Raw genomic sequence first — 18155 nt, forward strand, 5'->3', positions numbered from 1 at the left:
GCTCACGCTAAGAGATTAAATCCTATTATTGGCCCCTGATCGGGGCTTTTTTATTGCCTAATATTGAGGTGACTGATGTATGAATCGTTAACACAAGTGATCAAAGAGGGGATTAAATTAGACCGTTCAAATCTGTATACGGCACTTCCCGCGCGAGTAGTAAGCTTTAATGGGCACACGGTTACTTGCGAAATTATGATCACCCGAATTATTACTAATGGTCAGGAGATTGACATCCCGCCTTTAGCTGATGTTCCGGTGCAATTTCCCCATGCAGGGGGATTTTGCTTTACCGTGCCGATTAAGCCGGGTGATGAAGGGTTGGTGGTATTTTCCAGCCGCTGCATTGATGGTTGGTATCAGATGGGGCAAAAATCAAAACCGCTCGATCACCGTATGCATGATCTCAGTGATGGTATCTTTATTGTTGGGGTGAATAGTGTGCCCAATAAGATTGCCGATTTTTATCACGATGGTGCCTCGATGCAAAGTGATGATGGGTCGACTTATATCCGACTGACTCAGGGCAAAATTCTGATTCAAGGCGATATTGAACATCTGGGTAATAGTCGGCAAACCGGTAATACAATCTTAATTGGTGCTTACAGTCAAACGGGTGCCTGGACGCAGCAAGGCGGCGATGCTAATGCGGTAGGAACATTGTCGGCAAGTAAGATTATTGGCGGCGGGATTGATTTGCAAAATCATACTCACCTTGAGACAGGAACAGTGACAGGGAAACCGATTAAATGAGAGTGAGAGAATTAGATCGCAATCATGATTGGACATTTGGCCGAGGTAACGCAAATTACCTTAGTGGCTCAGATGCGATTGCACAAAGCATTAAAACCAAACTGTATGCGCTAAAGGGTGACTGGATTTTTGATTTAAATAGCGGCATCGCATGGTTTGATTATTTGGATAAAAATCCCAATGCCCAGCAACTAGCGATCGATGTAAGAACCGAAATATTAAAAGTCAGTGGGGTACTTGAGATCACTGAATTTGATATCAAACTTGATCCGATTGAGCGCCATTTTTTAATACAAATTACCTATACCGATAAATACAACGACACGCGAGAGGTTGAGTTTAATGTTACAAATAACAGATAAAGGCATCTCGATAGATGATTTTTCAACAATTTATACGCGATTAGTTGAACGTTTTAAGCAGATATACGGCAATGACGTTAACCTTGATAGTGATACGCCTGACGGGCAATTACTCAGTTTAATCGCGCAAGAGCTAACGCATATTTACCAAGCCGCTGCCTTTGCGATTCAAATGCTCGATCCTTATCAGGCTGTTGGCCAGTGGTTAGATCAACGGGCGCTTTATGCTGGCGTAGTACGTAATAAAGCTTCTTATTCGTATATTGATGAAGTGATTATAACGGGAACGCCTCAAACAACCATTCCAACCAATACGACGTTGCTTGATGGCAATAAAAATAAGTGGCTGATTACTGAGCCCACGACACTCAATGCTCAAGGCAGTGCTCGGGTTAGAATTCGCTCGGCATTGGTGGGTGATTTTACTGTCAAGATCGGCGATACATTTACCCTGTCGGCAATTATGCTTGGCATCGACAGAATCACTGCTCACAGCAGGGGTTATGGTGGTAGTGATGAAGAGTCAGATATTGCGCTGCTAAAACGTTTTATGTTATCGCATGCGATTAATAACTATGATGATAAATCGGGTATTAAGGCAGCGTTATACAATCTGACTGGCGTGACCAAATGCGAAGTTTATGAAAATTATACCCATCAGGCTGATGATAAAGGCGTGCCAGCCCATTCGATCAATGTTGTGATTGTAGGCGGCGCTGATGAGCAAATTGCTAAAGTTATCACAAAAAAGAAACAAGGTGGCTGCGGGCTATTTGGGCAAACAACTGCAACTAGTGATTTGCAGGGATTAGCAAGAGTTGTGCATTTTGACCGGCCAAGTAAAAAAGCGATTGCGGTGGTGATGACGCTGGGTCGTTATCAGGCTTTTAGTGATATCGACCAAGATGCAATTAAAGCTAACCTCACGGCATTAAACTTTGCCATTGGTGAAACAGTATACGCTTCAAGGATTATCTCGAGTATTAATTTAACCGATGGTTTTTATATTAAATCATTAACCGTCAACGAGTCGAATATGGCTAACATTGGTTATCGCGAATATGCGGAAATTAACCAAATTGAGGTGCTGATCGATGAGTGATAATAACGACTTGATCTGGCAATACCGAGATAAACCGAACGCGGTTGCGACTATTAATGCGTTGACTTCAGAAACTCGCAGCACACTGCAAAGCACGCTGGATATTGCTGAGCTGTTAAATATTGATACCGCGCAAGGCTATGCGCTGGATTTAATTGGCCGCCATGTCGGGATGAGCCGCATTTTATCTAAAGCGATTGCTAAGGAGTATTTCGGTTTTTTAGCTAGTGAAGCAGCGCAAGGATTTAATACCGGTGAGTTTTATCGTTATGGCGATGCATTAACGGCATCAGTTCGCCTGAATGATGACGATTATCGCTTTTTTATTAAAGCCAAGACCGTTAAAAATTATCAAGATGGTACGATTGAAAATATCATCAATAGCGTGCGGTTTTTATGTGGTAACCATAGTAATGCGATTGATTTGCTCGATATGACGATGAATATCGTCGTTGGCTCACAATCACTCAATACCATCATGCTGTATGCCATCAAATATTTAGATATTTTGGTTCGCCCGGTTGGCGTGCATTATAAATTATTGATACTCACCAATAATCAGCCATTCGGTTTTTATCGTGATAAAAATGCACATGGTTTTGGCTTTGGTCAATTTGTCAGATTACAACAAATAGGATAACAAACAATATGAAAATACAAACACAACCCGATTATTTGATTTTTGCTCAAGATGCCAAAACCAGTGAATTACAAGAATTTCCTGATGTATCTCGTGGCTGGGGCGTGACCATTGATCAAACCCAGTCTAAGCCACCGATGGAGTGGATGAACGGTGCTTTTAACCGCGTGGATAAAAATATGCTGTATTTACTACAGCAAGGGATCCCGCAATGGAATAGTGATGTGCTTTATCCAGTTGGCGCAGTGATCAAATATAACAACACTATTTACTTAGCTAAACTTGAAAATGATAATGCTATGCCATCAACCAATACCTCGAAATGGGATAAACTGCTTAATGATGCTAGCACCACACAAAAAGGTATTGTCAAACTCAGCTCAGCGACCAATAGCCCTTCTGAAACAGAAGCGGCGACAACCAAAGCGGTCAAGGTTGCTTATGATTCGGCGAGTTCTGCAAATGCCATTGCAAATACGGCTAAATCTAATGCTTTAACCGCTCAAATTAAAGCAGATAGCGCTTATACATTAGCTAATAATGCCAATATTACAGCTGACACCGCGCTATCGCGAACTTTGGGGGGGGTTGTGTCTGGTAATACTAACTTTACCGGAAAACTAAAACAAGCGGGAAGTGATGTCATTACCGTTGAAAGCATTTATAAGTACAACACTACTCTTGTTTCAGTATTATATCCAGAAGGATCTGAGAGCTCCCCTCCTATTTTATCTAAAGGTAATAGAAAAGTAATAGCAAATCCGTATAACACGTTAAACTGTATAGTTAAGCTTGAGCTTAGGATAAATAATATTTGGGCTGAATGCCCAAAATCTCAGGATACCGGCAGTAACTACACAAGAGGTGCAACTGCTACAGCGATGAGTAATGGTACGATAGTTATTCAATGCGGGGGAGTATCGCTGCTCACGGGTGCTCAAGGTGATGGTAATCCGTGGAATTCCGGTCTTGTAGAGTCAGCACCTTATCGTGTTCGAGTTATCAAATTAAGTGAGTAAATACGTATTCCAAGCCTCTATTAGTTCTGATACTACCCCGATAGTCCGTATCATAGCGGATAATATTCTATAATTTATCTATTCTAAATATTCACATTTTCCGTGTTCTTAAGAACAATTACTAACGCCACCTAATGGGGTGGTTTTTTATTTATGGAGAAAACAATGGCTAATAAATATGAATTAACACAAAGGACTAAAATTAGCGTATCAAAAGAAGCTACAATTGAAGAAAATCCGGCAAGCACTGCTTGGCTTGATCTTGATAACATTATAGCTGAGTTTAGCTATAATGGTGGAAAAAATTCGAGATTGAAGTAACATTTCAATATTCAATATAGCAAGATATGACCAATGGTTTGCCTGCTCTTAGTGAAGTTAAGTTTTTAGGGAACAAGCCGACATGGAAGACATTGCAGGCTAACTCATCTCTCCTGTTATTACTCTATCAATTCTAGTATATTTTAGTTTTCCATAATAACATGAATTGAGCAGGCCCCCCAGCTGGGGCTTTGTTTATTTTGTTGTATTAATAGGTGATCCGCCCTCTGCTATTGGGGTATCAACAGGAGCTTGCTGCACTGTGGCAGAAGTTGATTGTGCCGGGGAATCGAAATAGCCATCATACCATAGCCAGCCACTTGCTGCGGCAATACCAATCATAAGCGCAATGAAAAAGGCTAAGTAGTATTTGTAGCGATTTTTTTTCATTGGATCAATTAAACTTCGGCTCGCATTTTTTGGCAGTTCGGCTTTTGAGGTAAGTTGTGTCCCCAAAAACAAATTAATTTTTATTTTGCCATTGATCGCCCAGCCAGATGCTTCAAGCAGTGGACCAAGTGTACGTTGACGTAGCTTAATCCACGCTAAAATGACCGATGGACCTGAAATAATTAAAAATATACCTAAAAAGACAAACGGGAGTTGCCACCAATAGAGTTGAAAGAGTGAGCTGGCAATGCTTGCAATTGCGGTACCTAAAGCACCGAGTGCAAGGCCGATAGCTGCAAAAATTCCCATGCTTTTGCCAATATCAAATTTTACCGGATCGGCGGTTTGGGTTGTTTGAGTCGCGGAATTGATAATCGCTGAATCTTTAGAGGTTGCCCATTTATTGATCTGTTCGGTGATAAAACGGCCAATTCGTTTATAGGGATCCCAAATTGCTTGGCTAATGCTAATTGGTTTACTGATGATTTTGACTACTTTGGCATCCCAGTCATTACCTTTATTATCAACAAATACGCCATTACGACCATCAAGTAAAAAATCAGCATCACCCGCGGTCATTGCGGCAACAATCGTTTGTTTTTGCTGTGTACCGTTAATAGGTGGCGTTTTTCGGGTACATTCACAATACATTAAAAATAATTCAGAATAATTAGCTAATGTCGTATGTTTGGCGATATCGGCGACCGGAATACACAATGTACAACAGCGGCCATCAATAAAAAGACGCCCAGTTTGAAAGGCTGCTGTGCGAGTGTCTAAATCAAAAAAATCATGAAATGACACAAAGTTCATCAACAATCGATATAGGTGTCTATGAAATACGACTAGTTTTTCGACATCAGCAATATCAGAGGCGGCGGCTGGTGTTTTACTATCTTTATCGGCAAGTTCGGCAAATCGTTCGAATAGATCACTATTTAGTAGTTGATCGATTTTGGCTTCGCCCAGTTTATCAATGGTTATTTTTGGGGCGATAGTTGTATCGACTTTAGTTAAAGCTGGTTTTGATGCAACCACAGTTGAATAAGGCGTTAACATTTTTTGGATATGGATCCAATCTGTCTGTGATAGTGCATTTTGTGAGCTTAAAAATGGCTTAACTAAGCTCATCAAACGTAATACTTTATCACGCCATATTGGATTTAATCCGCTAGTCAGATTAAGGTCTGCATTTGCTTCTACTTTTGATAGGGGTAATTCAGCCAAGGCGCTATCGGCTAGTAAACCATTATCCATTGGTACAATATATTTTTCATCAACATTTAATGATTTCTCTGCTTGTGGGGCATAACTTGCAAGCTCAGTACGCAAAAAATAGTCGTTGATTTTATCTTTTAATTGCAACACTAATTGCCATGCTTCCTCTGTATCATTAGCTAGTGGCGTCGTTGCTGAACTGACGTTTTTGTGCCACTTCACCCACTCTTCTAAAGATTGTTTAAACGCGCTAGCGATTTTATTATCAATCCCATCTAAGCCACTGGCATCTTTAACCCCACCCATCACACTGAGTGCATCTTTAATAAAATCTTGTAAATCATTCGCAATTTTGTTTGTTGGCGGGACAATACCATCACCATTAAATAAATTACTGCTATTAACTAGTGTTGAGGCATTTAAATCATCTACACTAACAAAATTTTGGTCATTTTTACCAATATTGGCGAGAATCGCTTTTGCGGTTGCTAATAAACGTGACCCATTTTCTGTCGTGCTATCAATGGCTGCGAGTGGTAATTCACTAGCACACTCAATTAGGCTATCAAGCTTTATTAATCTTGTTTTTAGCCATTTCACTGCATCAACAATGTCGGGTATGCGAATACGATCATCATTATTGCTATCAAGTAACGACAATGTTTTGGCATCTAACTCAAGCCCTGAAGCGGGACAACTCAATGCGACCCAAAGCTTAGGATCGAGTTCATCTAAATGCATGATATCTTGAGCATTTCGTAAAATAACTTGATCAATTCCACCAATGCGCTGAAATTGCCATGGATACGTCGTTGTTGTATTTGCCATTTGCTATTACCTTAATTATCAAAACACATAGCTATTATTATGCTATAGATGTTTTTTTAATGCTACCTTGATAAAACCTATTTATTACAAAGCTTTTATATTTGATAATGTTTAGATAATTTTAGATGAAATACAATCTATTGGCATAATAAGTCCTGTTTGAAACATGACTAAAACAATTTTTACTGAATTATTATGTATTGCCGTTAATACGTGGCATAATTTCATCATTAGTGAATTATTTTAATAACATGGCTTAATATTATGGCTTTAATTACATTACATAACGCATACCTCTCTTTTAGTGATGCTCCTTTACTTGATCATGCAGATTTATCGATTGAACCCGGCGAGCGAGTGTGTTTAGTCGGCCGAAATGGTGCCGGCAAATCGACATTGCTCAAAATTTTGGATAAAGAAGTGACATTAGATGAAGGACAGCTTATTTTCGAAAATGATATTGTTGTCTCTCGATTACAACAAGATCCACCAAGGAACATACAAGGTTCAATTTTTGATTTTGTCGCAGGTGGGTTACGAGATGTCGCCGATTTACTCAAAGCATATCATAAACGATTAGTACAAATTGAACATGACCCGAGTGATGAAAATCTATCGCAGTTAGCAAAACTTCAAGATCAAATTGATCAAAAGAATGGGTGGCAAATCAGTAATCGGATTAATAATGTGTTATCCGCTTTATCACTGGATGCGGATATGGAACTTTCCGCATTGTCAGGTGGTTGGTTACGTAAAGCAGCACTTGCCAAAGCGCTGGTAAACGAGCCTGATATTTTGCTATTAGATGAACCGACTAACCATTTAGATATTGACGGTATTGCCTGGCTTGAAACATTTTTAAAAAGCTTTCCTGGTAGTATTGTGTTTATTTCTCATGATCGGTCATTTATCCGTAAAATGGCAACACGAATTCTTGATTTAGATCGCGGTAAAATTACATCTTGGCCTGGTAATTATGATGCTTACCTATTTGGAAAAGAAGAAGCTTTACGTGTGGAAGAGTTGCAAAATGCTGAGTTTGATAAAAAACTGGCTCAAGAAGAAGTATGGATAAGGCAAGGCATCAAAGCGAGAAGAACTCGTAATGAGGGGCGAGTACGCGCACTTAAAACATTGCGACAGGAATATTCAGCGCGTCGTCAGGTCATGGGAACGGCGAAAGTGCAGATCGAAGAGGCGTTACGTTCAGGTAAGATAGTATTTGATTTAGAACAAGTATGTTATCAAATTGATAATAAACAGTTGGTTGAAAACTTTACAGCACAAGTACTACGTGGTGATAAAATTGCCTTAATTGGGCCAAATGGTATTGGTAAAACAACGTTAATCAAACTGATGCTAAATCAACTGATGCCAACGTCAGGATCGGTTCATTGCGGTACTAAATTAGAGGTGGCCTATTTTGATCAGCATCGTGCAGATTTAGACCCGGATAAAACCGTGATGGATAACTTAGCCTATGGTAAACAAGAAGTGACGGTGAATGGTCGAAATCGCCATGTTCTGGGTTACTTGCAAGATTTTTTATTTCATCCTAAACGAGCGAGAACGCCTGTTAGTGCCTTATCTGGTGGCGAGAAAAATCGTCTATTACTTGCAAAATTATTTTTAAAACCAAGTAATTTATTGATTCTAGATGAGCCAACAAATGATTTAGATGTTGAAACCCTCGAATTGTTAGAAGAACTCGTCAGCGAATATAATGGCACAGTCTTACTTGTTAGCCACGATCGGCAGTTTGTTGATAATGCGGTTAATCAATGTTGGTTTTTTGAAGGCCAAGGCGTGATCCACGCTTATGTCGGTGGCTATTTTGATGCGCTACATCAACGTGAAACAACTCAGCCAATTGATAAACGAGCCTCATATGAGCCTGTGGTCGCACCTAAGATCGTCGCGCCTTGTTCAACGGATAACAATAAAGTTGCAAGTAAAAAATTAACTTATAAGCAAGCGCGAGAGCTCGAATCCTTACCTCAAGAAATTGAACGTGTTGAACAAGCCATCGCGTTATTGCAACGTAAAGTGAGTGATGGGGATTTTTTCAATCAACCTCATGAAGTCACTAGCAAAACGCTACAAGAATTAGCCGAACAAGAACAGAACCTTGAACGTATTTTTAACTTATGGGAAGAATTAGAAGCTATAAAAAATAGTTAAGGCTAATTTGATAAATAATGCTTTGTGTTTATGAGAAATTTTTTTTATAGGTATAATGACGATTCTGTTAAAAAATGCAAAGACGTGGAAATTTTTATGCCGCTTTCTAATGAGAGTGATAAGAACTATGTTTTATGCCATCACTGTGATTTACTTAGTGAATTACCCGTGATTGCAAATAAACATAAAGCTGTTTGTCCAAGGTGCCATACTCGTTTAGCGCGTGGTCACACCGATATGAAAAGGGACACGATTATTTATTCACTCTGTTCGCTAACCATGTTGTGCTTAGCGTGTTGCTTTATTTTTATCGATATCCGAGTTATTGGCATTGTGAATAATTTAAATCTTATTCAGTTAGCACATATCTTATATCAAGATCAATACCTGTCACTAACGTTGTTATTTTTGATTCTGGTACTTGTGATCCCTTTTTTATCTTTGCTTATTCAACTTGCTCTTTGTAGTCACTTACCGTTATCTAAATATCGGCAGCGATCTTTGTTGAAATTATATCATCAATTAGAGCCTTGGAGTATGCCCGAAATTTTTATGGCTGGGGTGTTAGTGAGTTTTGTAAAATTGATTAATTATGGTGATGTTGGGCTTGGGAAGGCATTTATATTATTTTGTCTTTTCATCGTATTTTATTTGAAGTCATATATTATTTTTGGTAAACGTGATATTTGGAACGAGATCGATAAGAGTAATTTTGCGAACACTGAGCTGGTTTCTGGCACAATGGGTATCGATCAAAATATTCGATTATGTTTATGTTGCCATGCGATTTTACCTGCGGATCTGACGCGCTGTCCGCGTTGTAAAAGTAAAGGTCAACTGAGGGAGAGTCGAAAAATTCAATGGACGTTTGCCTTATTATTCACCTCATTAATACTGTATATTCCCGCAAATTTATATGGTGTGATGAACACGGTTTTTCTCGGTTCTCAGTCAAGCTCTACCATTTTAGATGGGGTTTTGTATATGTGGCAAGAAGGTGATTATCCTGTTGCGTTAGTCATATTCTCGGCAAGTGTTATCATTCCGGTGTTGAAAATTGTTGCATTGAGTTGGTTGTGTTATTTCGTTGTAGCCGTTAAACACAAGAGTGACAAAGACTGTTTCAAAATGAATAAAATATATAATATGGTCGAATTTATTGGGCGTTGGTCGATGATTGATGTATTTGTTGTGTCAATTGTGGCTTCATTAATTCGTAATGGCGAGATGATGGCGGTCTATCCGTATATTGGTGTGATATTTTTTGCATCAGTTGTGATTGTCACGATGATTGCTTCACATAAATATGATCCTAGATTGATTTGGGATAAAGTTAATTAGAAAAGTTAGGTGAGTTATGTCTGTTATTTCCAAAAAATTAGCAAAAGTCATGAAGAACGATCGCATCTCAGCGATCTGGATTATACCCATTATTACCTTAATGATCGGTGGATGGATGGTATATAGCCATTTTGCCGATCAGGGCCAAAGTATCACAATTTTAACTGCCAATGCCAATGGTATTGTTGCTGGCAAAACGGTGATCAAAAGCCGCAGTGTTGATGTTGGCATTGTTGAAAGCGTGACACTCAGCAGTGATTATAATCAAGTTGTTATCAAAGGGCAGATTTATAAAAATATGGCGCCATTGGTAAAAAATGATTCAATATTTTGGCTGGTAAGGCCACAAATTGGTAAAGACGGTGTGACTGGATTGGGTACGTTATTCTCTGGCGTGTATATTGAACTTGTATCGGGTACCGATGGTTCAACCTTTCGTAATAAACCATTTCAATTATCAGACAATCCACCACTTTTTGTGCCTAATGAAGCCGGTATTCGGGTTAATCTAACGAGCAATCTTAGTGGCACAATACCGCGAGGAGCGCCCGTGATGTTCCGCGGTTTCAAAGTGGGTAATGTTGAAAACTCAGAATTTGATATCACCTCACGTAGCATGAAATATCAATTATTTATTCCTAAACCTTACGATACGTTGATCACGCAAAATGTGAGATTTTGGAAGGAAGGTGGAATTGATTTTTCTTTATCATCAAAAGGCGCCAGTTTAGATGTCCCATCGCTTGATGTATTGATATCAGGAGGCATTAGCTTTGATGTGCCCGACGGTGTGAAATTTGGCAAACCGGTAGAAGCGCTCACCTCATTTACACTTTATAAAGATAAAAATGCAATACAAGATTCACAATATACTGAATTTCATCCATTTTTATTATTCTTCACAGAATCCATTTCAGGCTTAAGTGAAGGTTCACCAGTTGAGTATCGTGGTATACGAATTGGTACAGTAAAAGAAGTACCATTTTATAATAAAGACATGCTAGAAGAATCAAATGTGTTTAGTTATACCATTCCGGTACTAATCTATATTGAGCCTGGGCGCTTGTCAGATGTTATTGATCTGCCAGTTGATTTATCTAATTTGATCATCAAAGAGCAAAAACAAGGTCTGCGTGCATCGCTTAAATCGGCTAACTTTTTTACCGGCGCATTATATGTTGATCTCGATTTCTATCCAGATATTAAAGATAATGGTAATAGTTTACCAACCCAGAAATTTGGCTATGATATCATCGAGACGGTGCCAGCCGGATTGTCGCAGTTACAAGCTAAATTAGCCCAAGCATTAGATAATTTCAATCAGTTACCGCTAGATAAAACAGTCAATGAACTTAATAATTCATTAATCAGAATTCAAGCCTTGCTTGACTCAGTGACAGCGATCACTAAAAGCAAAGATATGCAAAGTTTACCAAAAGATTTGAAACAGACGCTTGATTCTTTAAACAGCACATTAGAGGGAATACAACCAGGCTCGTCGATGCATAATCAACTGAATGAAGATTTGAAAAAATTTGAGAATGTGTTAAATGAATTGACGCCATTGCTTAATACGTTAAATGAAAAAAGTAATGCCTTGATTTTTGCCGCACCGCAAAAACAAGATCCACAACCTAAGGCAAAAGGGAATTAAAGAATGAAAAAGTATGTCATCATTGCGCTACTCTTTTTAGTAGCCGGTTGTTCATCAACCATGTCCAATAAGGTGTATTACCAGTTAACGAGTGATTTTTCTGTCAATAATTTACAACCACAAACAGTTGATAATGTGATCGTTATTGATAGCGTTAATGTGGCGAACTATTTAGATAAAACCGGCATTGTTTATCAAACCGATGCGATTGAATATAGCACTGCCAATAATAATTTGTGGTTAACGACTTTATCGAATCAGATTCAACAGCGCGTTATTATTGATCTATCTGCCTTATTACCGAACTATTATGTGACCGCGGCGCCTACACAAAATCCAAGAGCGACAATCAAACTTTTTATTGATTCGTTTCATGGCAGCTATACTGGTGATGCGCTGATCAAAGGTAAGTGGGTGATTACATATAAAGATAATCAAGTAATCACTAAAAATATTGATATGAAGTTAAGGCAATCTGAAGATGGTTATGCGGCATTGGTTAAAACGCTTTCTAAAGGTTGGCAAAATGAAGAGCTTGACTTAATAAGAACGGTTAAATTTTAGGTTTCAATCGCGCCACCTAATGCGGTATCTATCAGGTGGCGTAACGACTATTAATACTATTTAATGACCGCTATTTTTACGCCGTAAGGCGTTTTTTGTTGTGAGGTTGAATGGATCGGCTGATTAATTCGGCAGGTTTCTGCGCAGACAAAGTGCCGATAACTATTTTCTTGTAGATCCTTAATCGTTTTTGATTTTTCAGTCCAAGGATTCCACACCACAACATCACTATAGTTATGATGGGTGATCTCAATTGTACGGTGATTATCGTTAATTAGTGTGATGGCATCCGCCTGAGTATAGATACGATCAACTTCTTGATTAAAGCGCATTTTACCCGCGATACTGGGTATATTTTCGGTGCTTAGTTTCTCAATATAGTTTTCACCAAGCCCGGAGACAGTAGTGTGGCTAATATCATCGATACCAAAATAAGTGTGTAATGCGGATGTTGCATCAAAATTCCCTAATGAAGTAAGTTCCGCCGAGCAAGTCTCACCAAGATGCAAATGTAAACTCAATTCAAAGTCATTTTGCCAATACGGTTGTGTTTGTTCATTTGCCGTCAAACATAACACAATGTCGATCCCATTTTCGGTTTCTTGATGAGATTGTAATGTCCAATCGACAATGCGCGCAAAACCGTGTGCTGGGTTACCGGCTTGACCAAACCAAGGCCAGCAAATTGGCATACCGCCTCGAATGGCAACGTGTTTTTTGAACTGGGCATTTTCACTTAACCAAATGATAGGTGTGTTTTCACCAGTTGGTTGCCAATAGAGTAAATGCCCGCCTTGCAGTGAAATCGCTGCATGGCATTTGGGATGCGTGATTAGGAGTAAGGTATGCTCCTCATAATTAACGCGTTTTAGGCTATGTGTTAATATCACTTGATTTGATGTGGTCGCTTGCATTTTTTCAATAATAGTCATCTTAATTCCCCATAATTAGTGTCATTGTGATGATTCTACGCATCTTATTATTTCAATACAGAGAAGTATATCGCAAAAATAGGGTTTTTATGTTTCTGATCGTGACTTCATCAGATGATTAAATCATATGCAATGATTTGTAGGGAATATTTTAAGCCATAATAATCATAAAATTTATTAATCAGTTTCGTTAAAATTAGTTTATTATAAGCAGATATCATCTTTTTAAGTAAAAATCATAGAGAGTGAATAGGATGAAACGTGTTTTTATTATGGTATTAGACTCTTTTGGCATCGGTGAAACACAGGATGCTGATAAATTTGGCGATGTTGGTGCCAATACATTAGGCCATATTGCCATGTGGTGTGACGCTAATCGCAAAAATAGTGACGGCAGTAAAAAACCGCTCTCCTTGCCTAATTTAAGCCGATTAGGCTTAGGTAAAGCGGCAGAAGGTTCTTGTGGTGAATTCCCGATTGGTTTAGACAAAGATGCTAAAATCATTGGTTCATATGGCTACGCACAAGAGTTGTCGTCAGGTAAAGATACTCCATCGGGGCACTGGGAAATTGCGGGTGTTCCGGTCTTATTTGATTGGGGATATTTTGCGAATAAAGAAAATAGCTTTCCAACGGAATTATTAGATGAGTTGGTACGAGAGGCTAATTTACCGGGCTATTTAGGTAATTGCCATTCATCTGGTACGGTAGTACTTGATTTGCTCGGTGAAGAGCATATAAAAACCGGTAAGCCGATTTTTTATACGTCAGCGGATTCTGTCTTCCAAATTGCTTGCCATGAAAATACTTTTGGTTTAGAACGATTATATGAATTGTGTGAACTGGTGCGTGTAAAATTAACGGATGGTGGTTATAACATTGGTCGCGTTATAGCACGGCCTTTTATTGGTGATAAAGCGGGTGAGTTTGAGCGTACAGGTAACCGTCATGATTATGCGGTAGAGCCACCTTCTGCGACAGTATTGCAAAAACTGGTCGAAGAAAAGCAAGGCGAGGTGGTTTCAATTGGTAAAATTGCCGATATCTATGCCCACGTTGGGATTACTAAAAAAATTAAAGCAACTGGCATTGATGCGCTATTTGATGCCAGTTTAGTTGAAATGAAACTGGCTAAAGATCAGACGATTGTTTTTACCAATTTTGTTAATTTTGATTCGGACTTTGGTCACCGACGTAATATTGAGGGATATGCTGCTGCGTTAGAGCAGTTTGATCGGCGTTTACCAGAAATGTTAGCGTTGGTTGAAGACGACGATATGCTTATTATTACTGCCGATCATGGTTGTGACCCATCATGGCATGGTTCAGATCATACTCGTGAGCATATTCCGGTTCTTATCTATGGCCCGAATCTACCCGTTAAAAATTTAGGTTTATGCGCGACGTTTGCTGATATTGGCCAGACGGTCGCGCATTATTTTGATACCTCACCAATGGATTATGGTAAAGCGCTATTTACATTTAGCTAGTCAGCAAAATGATGGCATAATACCCATTTTACCGTGGGTATTATTGTTGAATATTATCGATATGTGAAATTTTACTTTTCATGATCATTTTACGCCAAAATGGGGTCGTGAGTATTTTCGCTTTAACGATTTTACTCAGCAGTTTGAAGCGTAATTTAAGGGTTCGTTGATAATAGGCTTTATTTGGATTTTTCAGCTTATCATTAAAAATTTTACTTAAAATTTCTGCGCTATCAAAGGCGTAACTGATCCCTTCTAACGAACTGGCACTGATAAATCCTGCCGCCTCACCAATGAGAAAAATTTGTTCATTACCCACATGAAAATCTCGCCACCGATTAGGATAGACGACCGGGCATTTTTCAGTTTTTAGTGGCGTGCCGAAAATAAATCCATTTTGTTCAAGTTTGTGTTTGAGTTGTTCAAATTTTTGATTGGCATCTTTTTTAGGGAATGCCCCACCAAAAATGAAATGATCATCTTTAGATATGCTCCAGGCATAACAATTGGTGACGGTATTGTCAAAAATACAAGAGTAAAATGGCACCGGATGCTGCTCGGCAAACCACTGCTGTATGGCGATATACTGCCGCACGGTATGGTTAGGATAACGCATGCGCCGCACCATTGAATTCGCGCCATCAGCGCCGACCACATATTTGGTGGTGATAACATGCTCTTGACCATCTTGCACGAAAGTGACTTGGTAGCCATCGATAATGCGTTCAATGTTTTTGCATAAAGTATTGTGCCTAACATCAACGTGATTTGGAATCAATGATTTGAGCCATAAATCAAATTTGTGGCGATCGAAGTTAATGTAAGTACGTTGATAATTACGCACCAAGCCCGTTTGGATATCAAACGTTTTCACGCTAAAAATTTGTGGATTCGTGAGGATATCCAGTGGTAGATTAAGATTAAAACGGATGAATGAACGCTGAGAATCCGTGGCTAGCAATCCGCCAAAAGGCTTATTAAACCCATCTGTTCCACAGGTGAGTTTTTTATCTAAGGCTAAGACCTTAAATTCTGATTTTAATAAACGTGCTAGCGTTGCACCCGCCGGTCCCAAGCCGACAACGACAATGTCATAATCCATGTATAGTCTTTGTGATTGTTATATTTTTTACCATTTTAGCTTATGCAACGGATAAATTATAGTGAATCCTCCCTTGAATTTATAAAATTTGCGCCAATATTAAAGTAATAATATTAAATCGGTATGACGTAAAAGGTATGACAATGACAAATCCATTATTAAGTTCAGCGGAGTTACCGCAATTTTCACACATTAAACCGGAACACGTTTTACCCGCTGTTAAACAGGTTATTGCCCATTGCCGTGACGTAATTGAGCAAGTTGTTAATCAATCCGAGTATACTTGGGATAATTTGATTCAACCTATTGATGAAGCTGATGAAAAATTTGGCCGAGTTTGGTCTCCAGTCAGCCATTTAAACTCGGTTAAAAATAGTAGTGAATTACGCGAAGCTTATGAAGCATGTTTACCTTTATTATCTGAATACAGCACATGGGTTGGGCAGCATAAAGGACTTTATCATGCTTATAAATCATTAAGAAATAGTGCGCAATTTAGTAGTTTAAATAAAGCTCAGCAAAAATCGATTACTAATGCCTTACGTGATTTTGAGCTATCAGGTATCGGACTTGATGCTGAAAAACAACAACGTTATGGTGAAATTGTCGCTAAACTCTCTGAATTATCGTCTAATTACAGTAATAATGTTTTGGATGCCACCATGGGGTGGAGTAAACTTATTACTAATATTGATGAATTAGCGGGTTTACCTGAAAGTGCACTTGCTGCTGCTAAGGCGCAAGCCGAAGCGAAAGAGCAACAAGGTTGGTTATTAACATTAGATATGCCCAGTTATATTCCGGTCATGATGTACTGCGATAATCGTGAATTGCGCTATGAAATGTATTATGCCTATTCTACTCGCGCATCAGATCAGGGACCGAATGCCGGTCAGTGGGACAATACTGATAATATCAAGCAGATTTTAGCACTCCGTTATGAGCTAGCTCAGCTACTCGATTTTGAAACTTATGCACATAAATCATTAGCAACCAAAATGGCCGATAAACCCGAACAAGTTTTAGCATTCTTAACCGATTTAGCCAATAAAGCCAAACCTCAGGGTGAAGAAGAATTAACCCAATTAAAACGTTTTGCTTATGAGCATTATGGAGCAAGTGAGTTAAAACCATGGGATATTACCTACTATAGCGAGAAACAGAAACAGTTTTTGTATACCATTAATGATGAAGAGCTACGACCTTATTTTCCTGAAAATCGGGTGATTAGTGGCCTGTTTGAGGTAGTCAATCGTGTATTTGGCGTCACAGCAAAAGAGCGTAAAGATGTTGAGGTTTGGTCGCCAGAAGTCCGCTTTTTTGATCTCTATGATAAAAAAGGCGACTACAAAGCTAGCTTCTATCTTGATCTTTATGCACGCGAGCATAAACGTGGCGGTGCATGGATGGATGACTGTCTTGGCCAAATGCGGTTTGCTGATGGGCATTTACAAAAACCCGTTGCTTATTTAACCTGCAATTTTAATCGTCCAATTGGCGATAAGCCAGCGCTCTTTACGCACGATGAAGTTACCACGTTATTTCATGAGTTTGGGCATGGTTTACACCATATGCTAACCGCAATTGAAACCGCTTCTGTTGCCGGTATTAATGGTGTTGCATGGGATGCCGTAGAGTTACCGAGTCAGTTTTTAGAAAATTGGTGCTGGCAGCCAGAAGCATTGGCATTTATTTCGGGTCACTACCAAACAGGCCAGCCGTTACCAAAAGAGATGCTCGATAAAATGTTAGCGGCTAAAAACTATCAAGCAGCCTTGTTTATTTTGCGCCAATTAGAGTTTGGTTTATTTGATTTCCGTCTGCATTATGAATATTCACCGAAAAACGGTGCATTAATATTGGAAACGTTACAACAAGTCCGTCAGCAAGTGGCTGTCACGCCAACCGCCGAGTGGGGGCGATTTCCACATGCCTTTAGTCATATTTTTGCTGGTGGTTATGCAGCAGGATATTATAGTTACTTGTGGGCGGAAGTATTATCGGCAGATGCGTTTTCGCGCTTTGAAGAAGAGGGCATTTTCAATGTTAATACCGGTAATGACTTTTTAGCGCATATTCTGTCACAAGGCGGTAGTGATGAACCGATGACGTTATTTAAAAATTTCCGTGGTAGAGAGCCACAGTTAGATGCATTATTACATCATTATGGTATTGCGTAAGCGTTTCTAATTACGTTTAAAATGCATCACGATGGTTGGTGCATTTTTTTGTTTGTATAATGATGACATGATCGATTG

The 18155-nt window shown here is 39.1% G+C and carries 15 protein-coding genes; 12 read left to right on the forward strand and 3 right to left on the reverse strand.

The features are described from left to right. Nucleotides 1-75: 75 nt before the first annotated feature. The 6 genes from DES39_RS00630 to DES39_RS10890 all read left to right on the forward strand — a co-directional run bounded on the left by DES39_RS00630 (nt 76) and on the right by DES39_RS10890 (nt 4197). A complete protein-coding gene (locus tag DES39_RS00630) occupies nt 76-753 on the forward strand; it encodes a Gp138 family membrane-puncturing spike protein (RefSeq protein WP_121143843.1) in 678 nt (225 codons plus the stop codon). After that, nucleotides 750-1115: a contractile injection system sheath initiator gene (locus DES39_RS00635; protein ID WP_121143844.1), complete on the forward strand. Its 366-nt coding sequence runs from the start codon at nt 750-752 to the stop codon at nt 1113-1115. The genes DES39_RS00630 and DES39_RS00635 overlap by 4 nt, the downstream gene beginning before the upstream one ends. Continuing rightward, the gene (locus DES39_RS00640) at nt 1096-2217 is read left to right on the forward strand and encodes a baseplate J/gp47 family protein (protein ID WP_121143845.1); all 1122 of its coding nucleotides are present in this window, start codon (nt 1096-1098) and stop codon (nt 2215-2217) included. The genes DES39_RS00635 and DES39_RS00640 overlap by 20 nt, the downstream gene beginning before the upstream one ends. Further along, a complete protein-coding gene (locus tag DES39_RS00645) occupies nt 2210-2857 on the forward strand; it encodes a DUF2612 domain-containing protein (protein ID WP_121143846.1) in 648 nt (215 codons plus the stop codon). Before DES39_RS00640 ends, DES39_RS00645 begins: the two co-directional genes overlap by 8 nt. Nucleotides 2858-2865: 8 nt before the next feature. After that, nucleotides 2866-3876, forward strand: coding sequence for a tail fiber protein (locus DES39_RS11175; protein WP_121143847.1), 1011 nt, complete (start codon nt 2866-2868; stop codon nt 3874-3876). Nucleotides 3877-4041: 165 nt separating this feature from the next. After that, a complete protein-coding gene (locus DES39_RS10890; protein WP_170143295.1) occupies nt 4042-4197 on the forward strand; it encodes a hypothetical protein in 156 nt (51 codons plus the stop codon). 195 nt (nt 4198-4392) lie between these two features. Here DES39_RS10890 and DES39_RS00655 read toward each other — a convergent pair whose 3' ends face one another. After that, on the reverse strand, nt 4393-6633 hold the full coding sequence (locus DES39_RS00655) for a hypothetical protein (protein ID WP_121143848.1): 2241 nt from the start codon (nt 6631-6633) through the stop codon (nt 4393-4395). Nucleotides 6634-6897: 264 nt separating this feature from the next. On the opposite strand from DES39_RS00655, the gene DES39_RS00660 reads away from it, so the two are divergent. The 4 genes from DES39_RS00660 (at nt 6898) to DES39_RS00675 (ending at nt 12373) form a co-directional block, all read left to right on the forward strand. After that, nucleotides 6898-8814 (forward strand): ABC transporter ATP-binding protein, encoded by a 1917-nt coding sequence (locus DES39_RS00660; RefSeq protein ID WP_121143849.1) that lies wholly within the window; start codon nt 6898-6900, stop codon nt 8812-8814. A 96-nt stretch (nt 8815-8910) separates the two neighbouring features. Continuing rightward, nucleotides 8911-10155 (forward strand): PqiA/YebS family transporter subunit, encoded by a 1245-nt coding sequence (locus DES39_RS00665; protein ID WP_170143296.1) that lies wholly within the window; start codon nt 8911-8913, stop codon nt 10153-10155. 16 nt (nt 10156-10171) lie between these two features. Beyond that, nucleotides 10172-11809 carry an intermembrane transport protein PqiB gene (pqiB, locus tag DES39_RS00670; RefSeq protein ID WP_121143851.1) on the forward strand — a complete coding sequence of 546 codons (1638 nt, stop codon included), beginning with the start codon at nt 10172-10174 and terminating at the stop codon, nt 11807-11809. Between the two features lie 3 nt (nt 11810-11812). Then, the gene (locus tag DES39_RS00675; protein ID WP_121143852.1) at nt 11813-12373 is read left to right on the forward strand and encodes an ABC-type transport auxiliary lipoprotein family protein; all 561 of its coding nucleotides are present in this window, start codon (nt 11813-11815) and stop codon (nt 12371-12373) included. 56 nt (nt 12374-12429) lie between these two features. Here the strand turns inward: DES39_RS00675 and DES39_RS00680 are convergent, their stop codons facing one another. Beyond that, nucleotides 12430-13305, reverse strand: coding sequence for a D-hexose-6-phosphate mutarotase (locus tag DES39_RS00680; protein WP_121143853.1), 876 nt, complete (start codon nt 13303-13305; stop codon nt 12430-12432). A gap of 254 nt (nt 13306-13559) precedes the next feature. Between DES39_RS00680 and deoB the strand changes: the two genes are divergently transcribed. Next, nucleotides 13560-14795, forward strand: coding sequence for a phosphopentomutase (gene deoB, locus DES39_RS00685; protein WP_121143854.1), 1236 nt, complete (start codon nt 13560-13562; stop codon nt 14793-14795). 40 nt (nt 14796-14835) lie between these two features. On the opposite strand, the gene DES39_RS00690 is transcribed toward deoB, so the two are convergent. Further along, nucleotides 14836-15897, reverse strand: a complete 1062-nt coding sequence (locus tag DES39_RS00690; RefSeq protein WP_121143855.1) for an FAD-binding protein — start codon at nt 15895-15897, stop codon at nt 14836-14838. Nucleotides 15898-16040: 143 nt separating this feature from the next. Between DES39_RS00690 and prlC the strand changes: the two genes are divergently transcribed. Further along, complete coding sequence (prlC, locus tag DES39_RS00695) at nt 16041-18077, forward strand: oligopeptidase A (protein WP_121143856.1); 2037 nt, start codon at nt 16041-16043, stop codon at nt 18075-18077. The last annotated feature ends 78 nt before the right edge of the window (nt 18078-18155 follow it).

The organism is Orbus hercynius, from assembly GCF_003634275.1.
Lineage (GTDB): Bacteria > Pseudomonadota > Gammaproteobacteria > Enterobacterales > Orbaceae > Orbus > Orbus hercynius.

Coding starts and splice junctions, on each gene's coding strand:
- DES39_RS00690 (WP_121143855.1), bottom strand. CDS start 15,897: ATGGATTATGACATTGTCGTTGTCGGCTTGGGACCGGCGGGTGCAACG.
- DES39_RS00655 (WP_121143848.1), bottom strand. CDS start 6,633: ATGGCAAATACAACAACGACGTATCCATGGCAATTTCAGCGCATTGGT.
- deoB (WP_121143854.1), top strand. CDS start 13,560: ATGAAACGTGTTTTTATTATGGTATTAGACTCTTTTGGCATCGGTGAA.
- DES39_RS00645 (WP_121143846.1), top strand. CDS start 2,210: ATGAGTGATAATAACGACTTGATCTGGCAATACCGAGATAAACCGAAC.
- DES39_RS00665 (WP_170143296.1), top strand. CDS start 8,911: ATGCCGCTTTCTAATGAGAGTGATAAGAACTATGTTTTATGCCATCAC.
- DES39_RS00675 (WP_121143852.1), top strand. CDS start 11,813: ATGAAAAAGTATGTCATCATTGCGCTACTCTTTTTAGTAGCCGGTTGT.
- DES39_RS00630 (WP_121143843.1), top strand. CDS start 76: ATGTATGAATCGTTAACACAAGTGATCAAAGAGGGGATTAAATTAGAC.
- DES39_RS00635 (WP_121143844.1), top strand. CDS start 750: ATGAGAGTGAGAGAATTAGATCGCAATCATGATTGGACATTTGGCCGA.
- DES39_RS10890 (WP_170143295.1), top strand. CDS start 4,042: ATGGCTAATAAATATGAATTAACACAAAGGACTAAAATTAGCGTATCA.
- pqiB (WP_121143851.1), top strand. CDS start 10,172: ATGTCTGTTATTTCCAAAAAATTAGCAAAAGTCATGAAGAACGATCGC.
- DES39_RS11175 (WP_121143847.1), top strand. CDS start 2,866: ATGAAAATACAAACACAACCCGATTATTTGATTTTTGCTCAAGATGCC.
- prlC (WP_121143856.1), top strand. CDS start 16,041: ATGACAAATCCATTATTAAGTTCAGCGGAGTTACCGCAATTTTCACAC.
- DES39_RS00680 (WP_121143853.1), bottom strand. CDS start 13,305: ATGACTATTATTGAAAAAATGCAAGCGACCACATCAAATCAAGTGATA.
- DES39_RS00640 (WP_121143845.1), top strand. CDS start 1,096: ATGTTACAAATAACAGATAAAGGCATCTCGATAGATGATTTTTCAACA.
- DES39_RS00660 (WP_121143849.1), top strand. CDS start 6,898: ATGGCTTTAATTACATTACATAACGCATACCTCTCTTTTAGTGATGCT.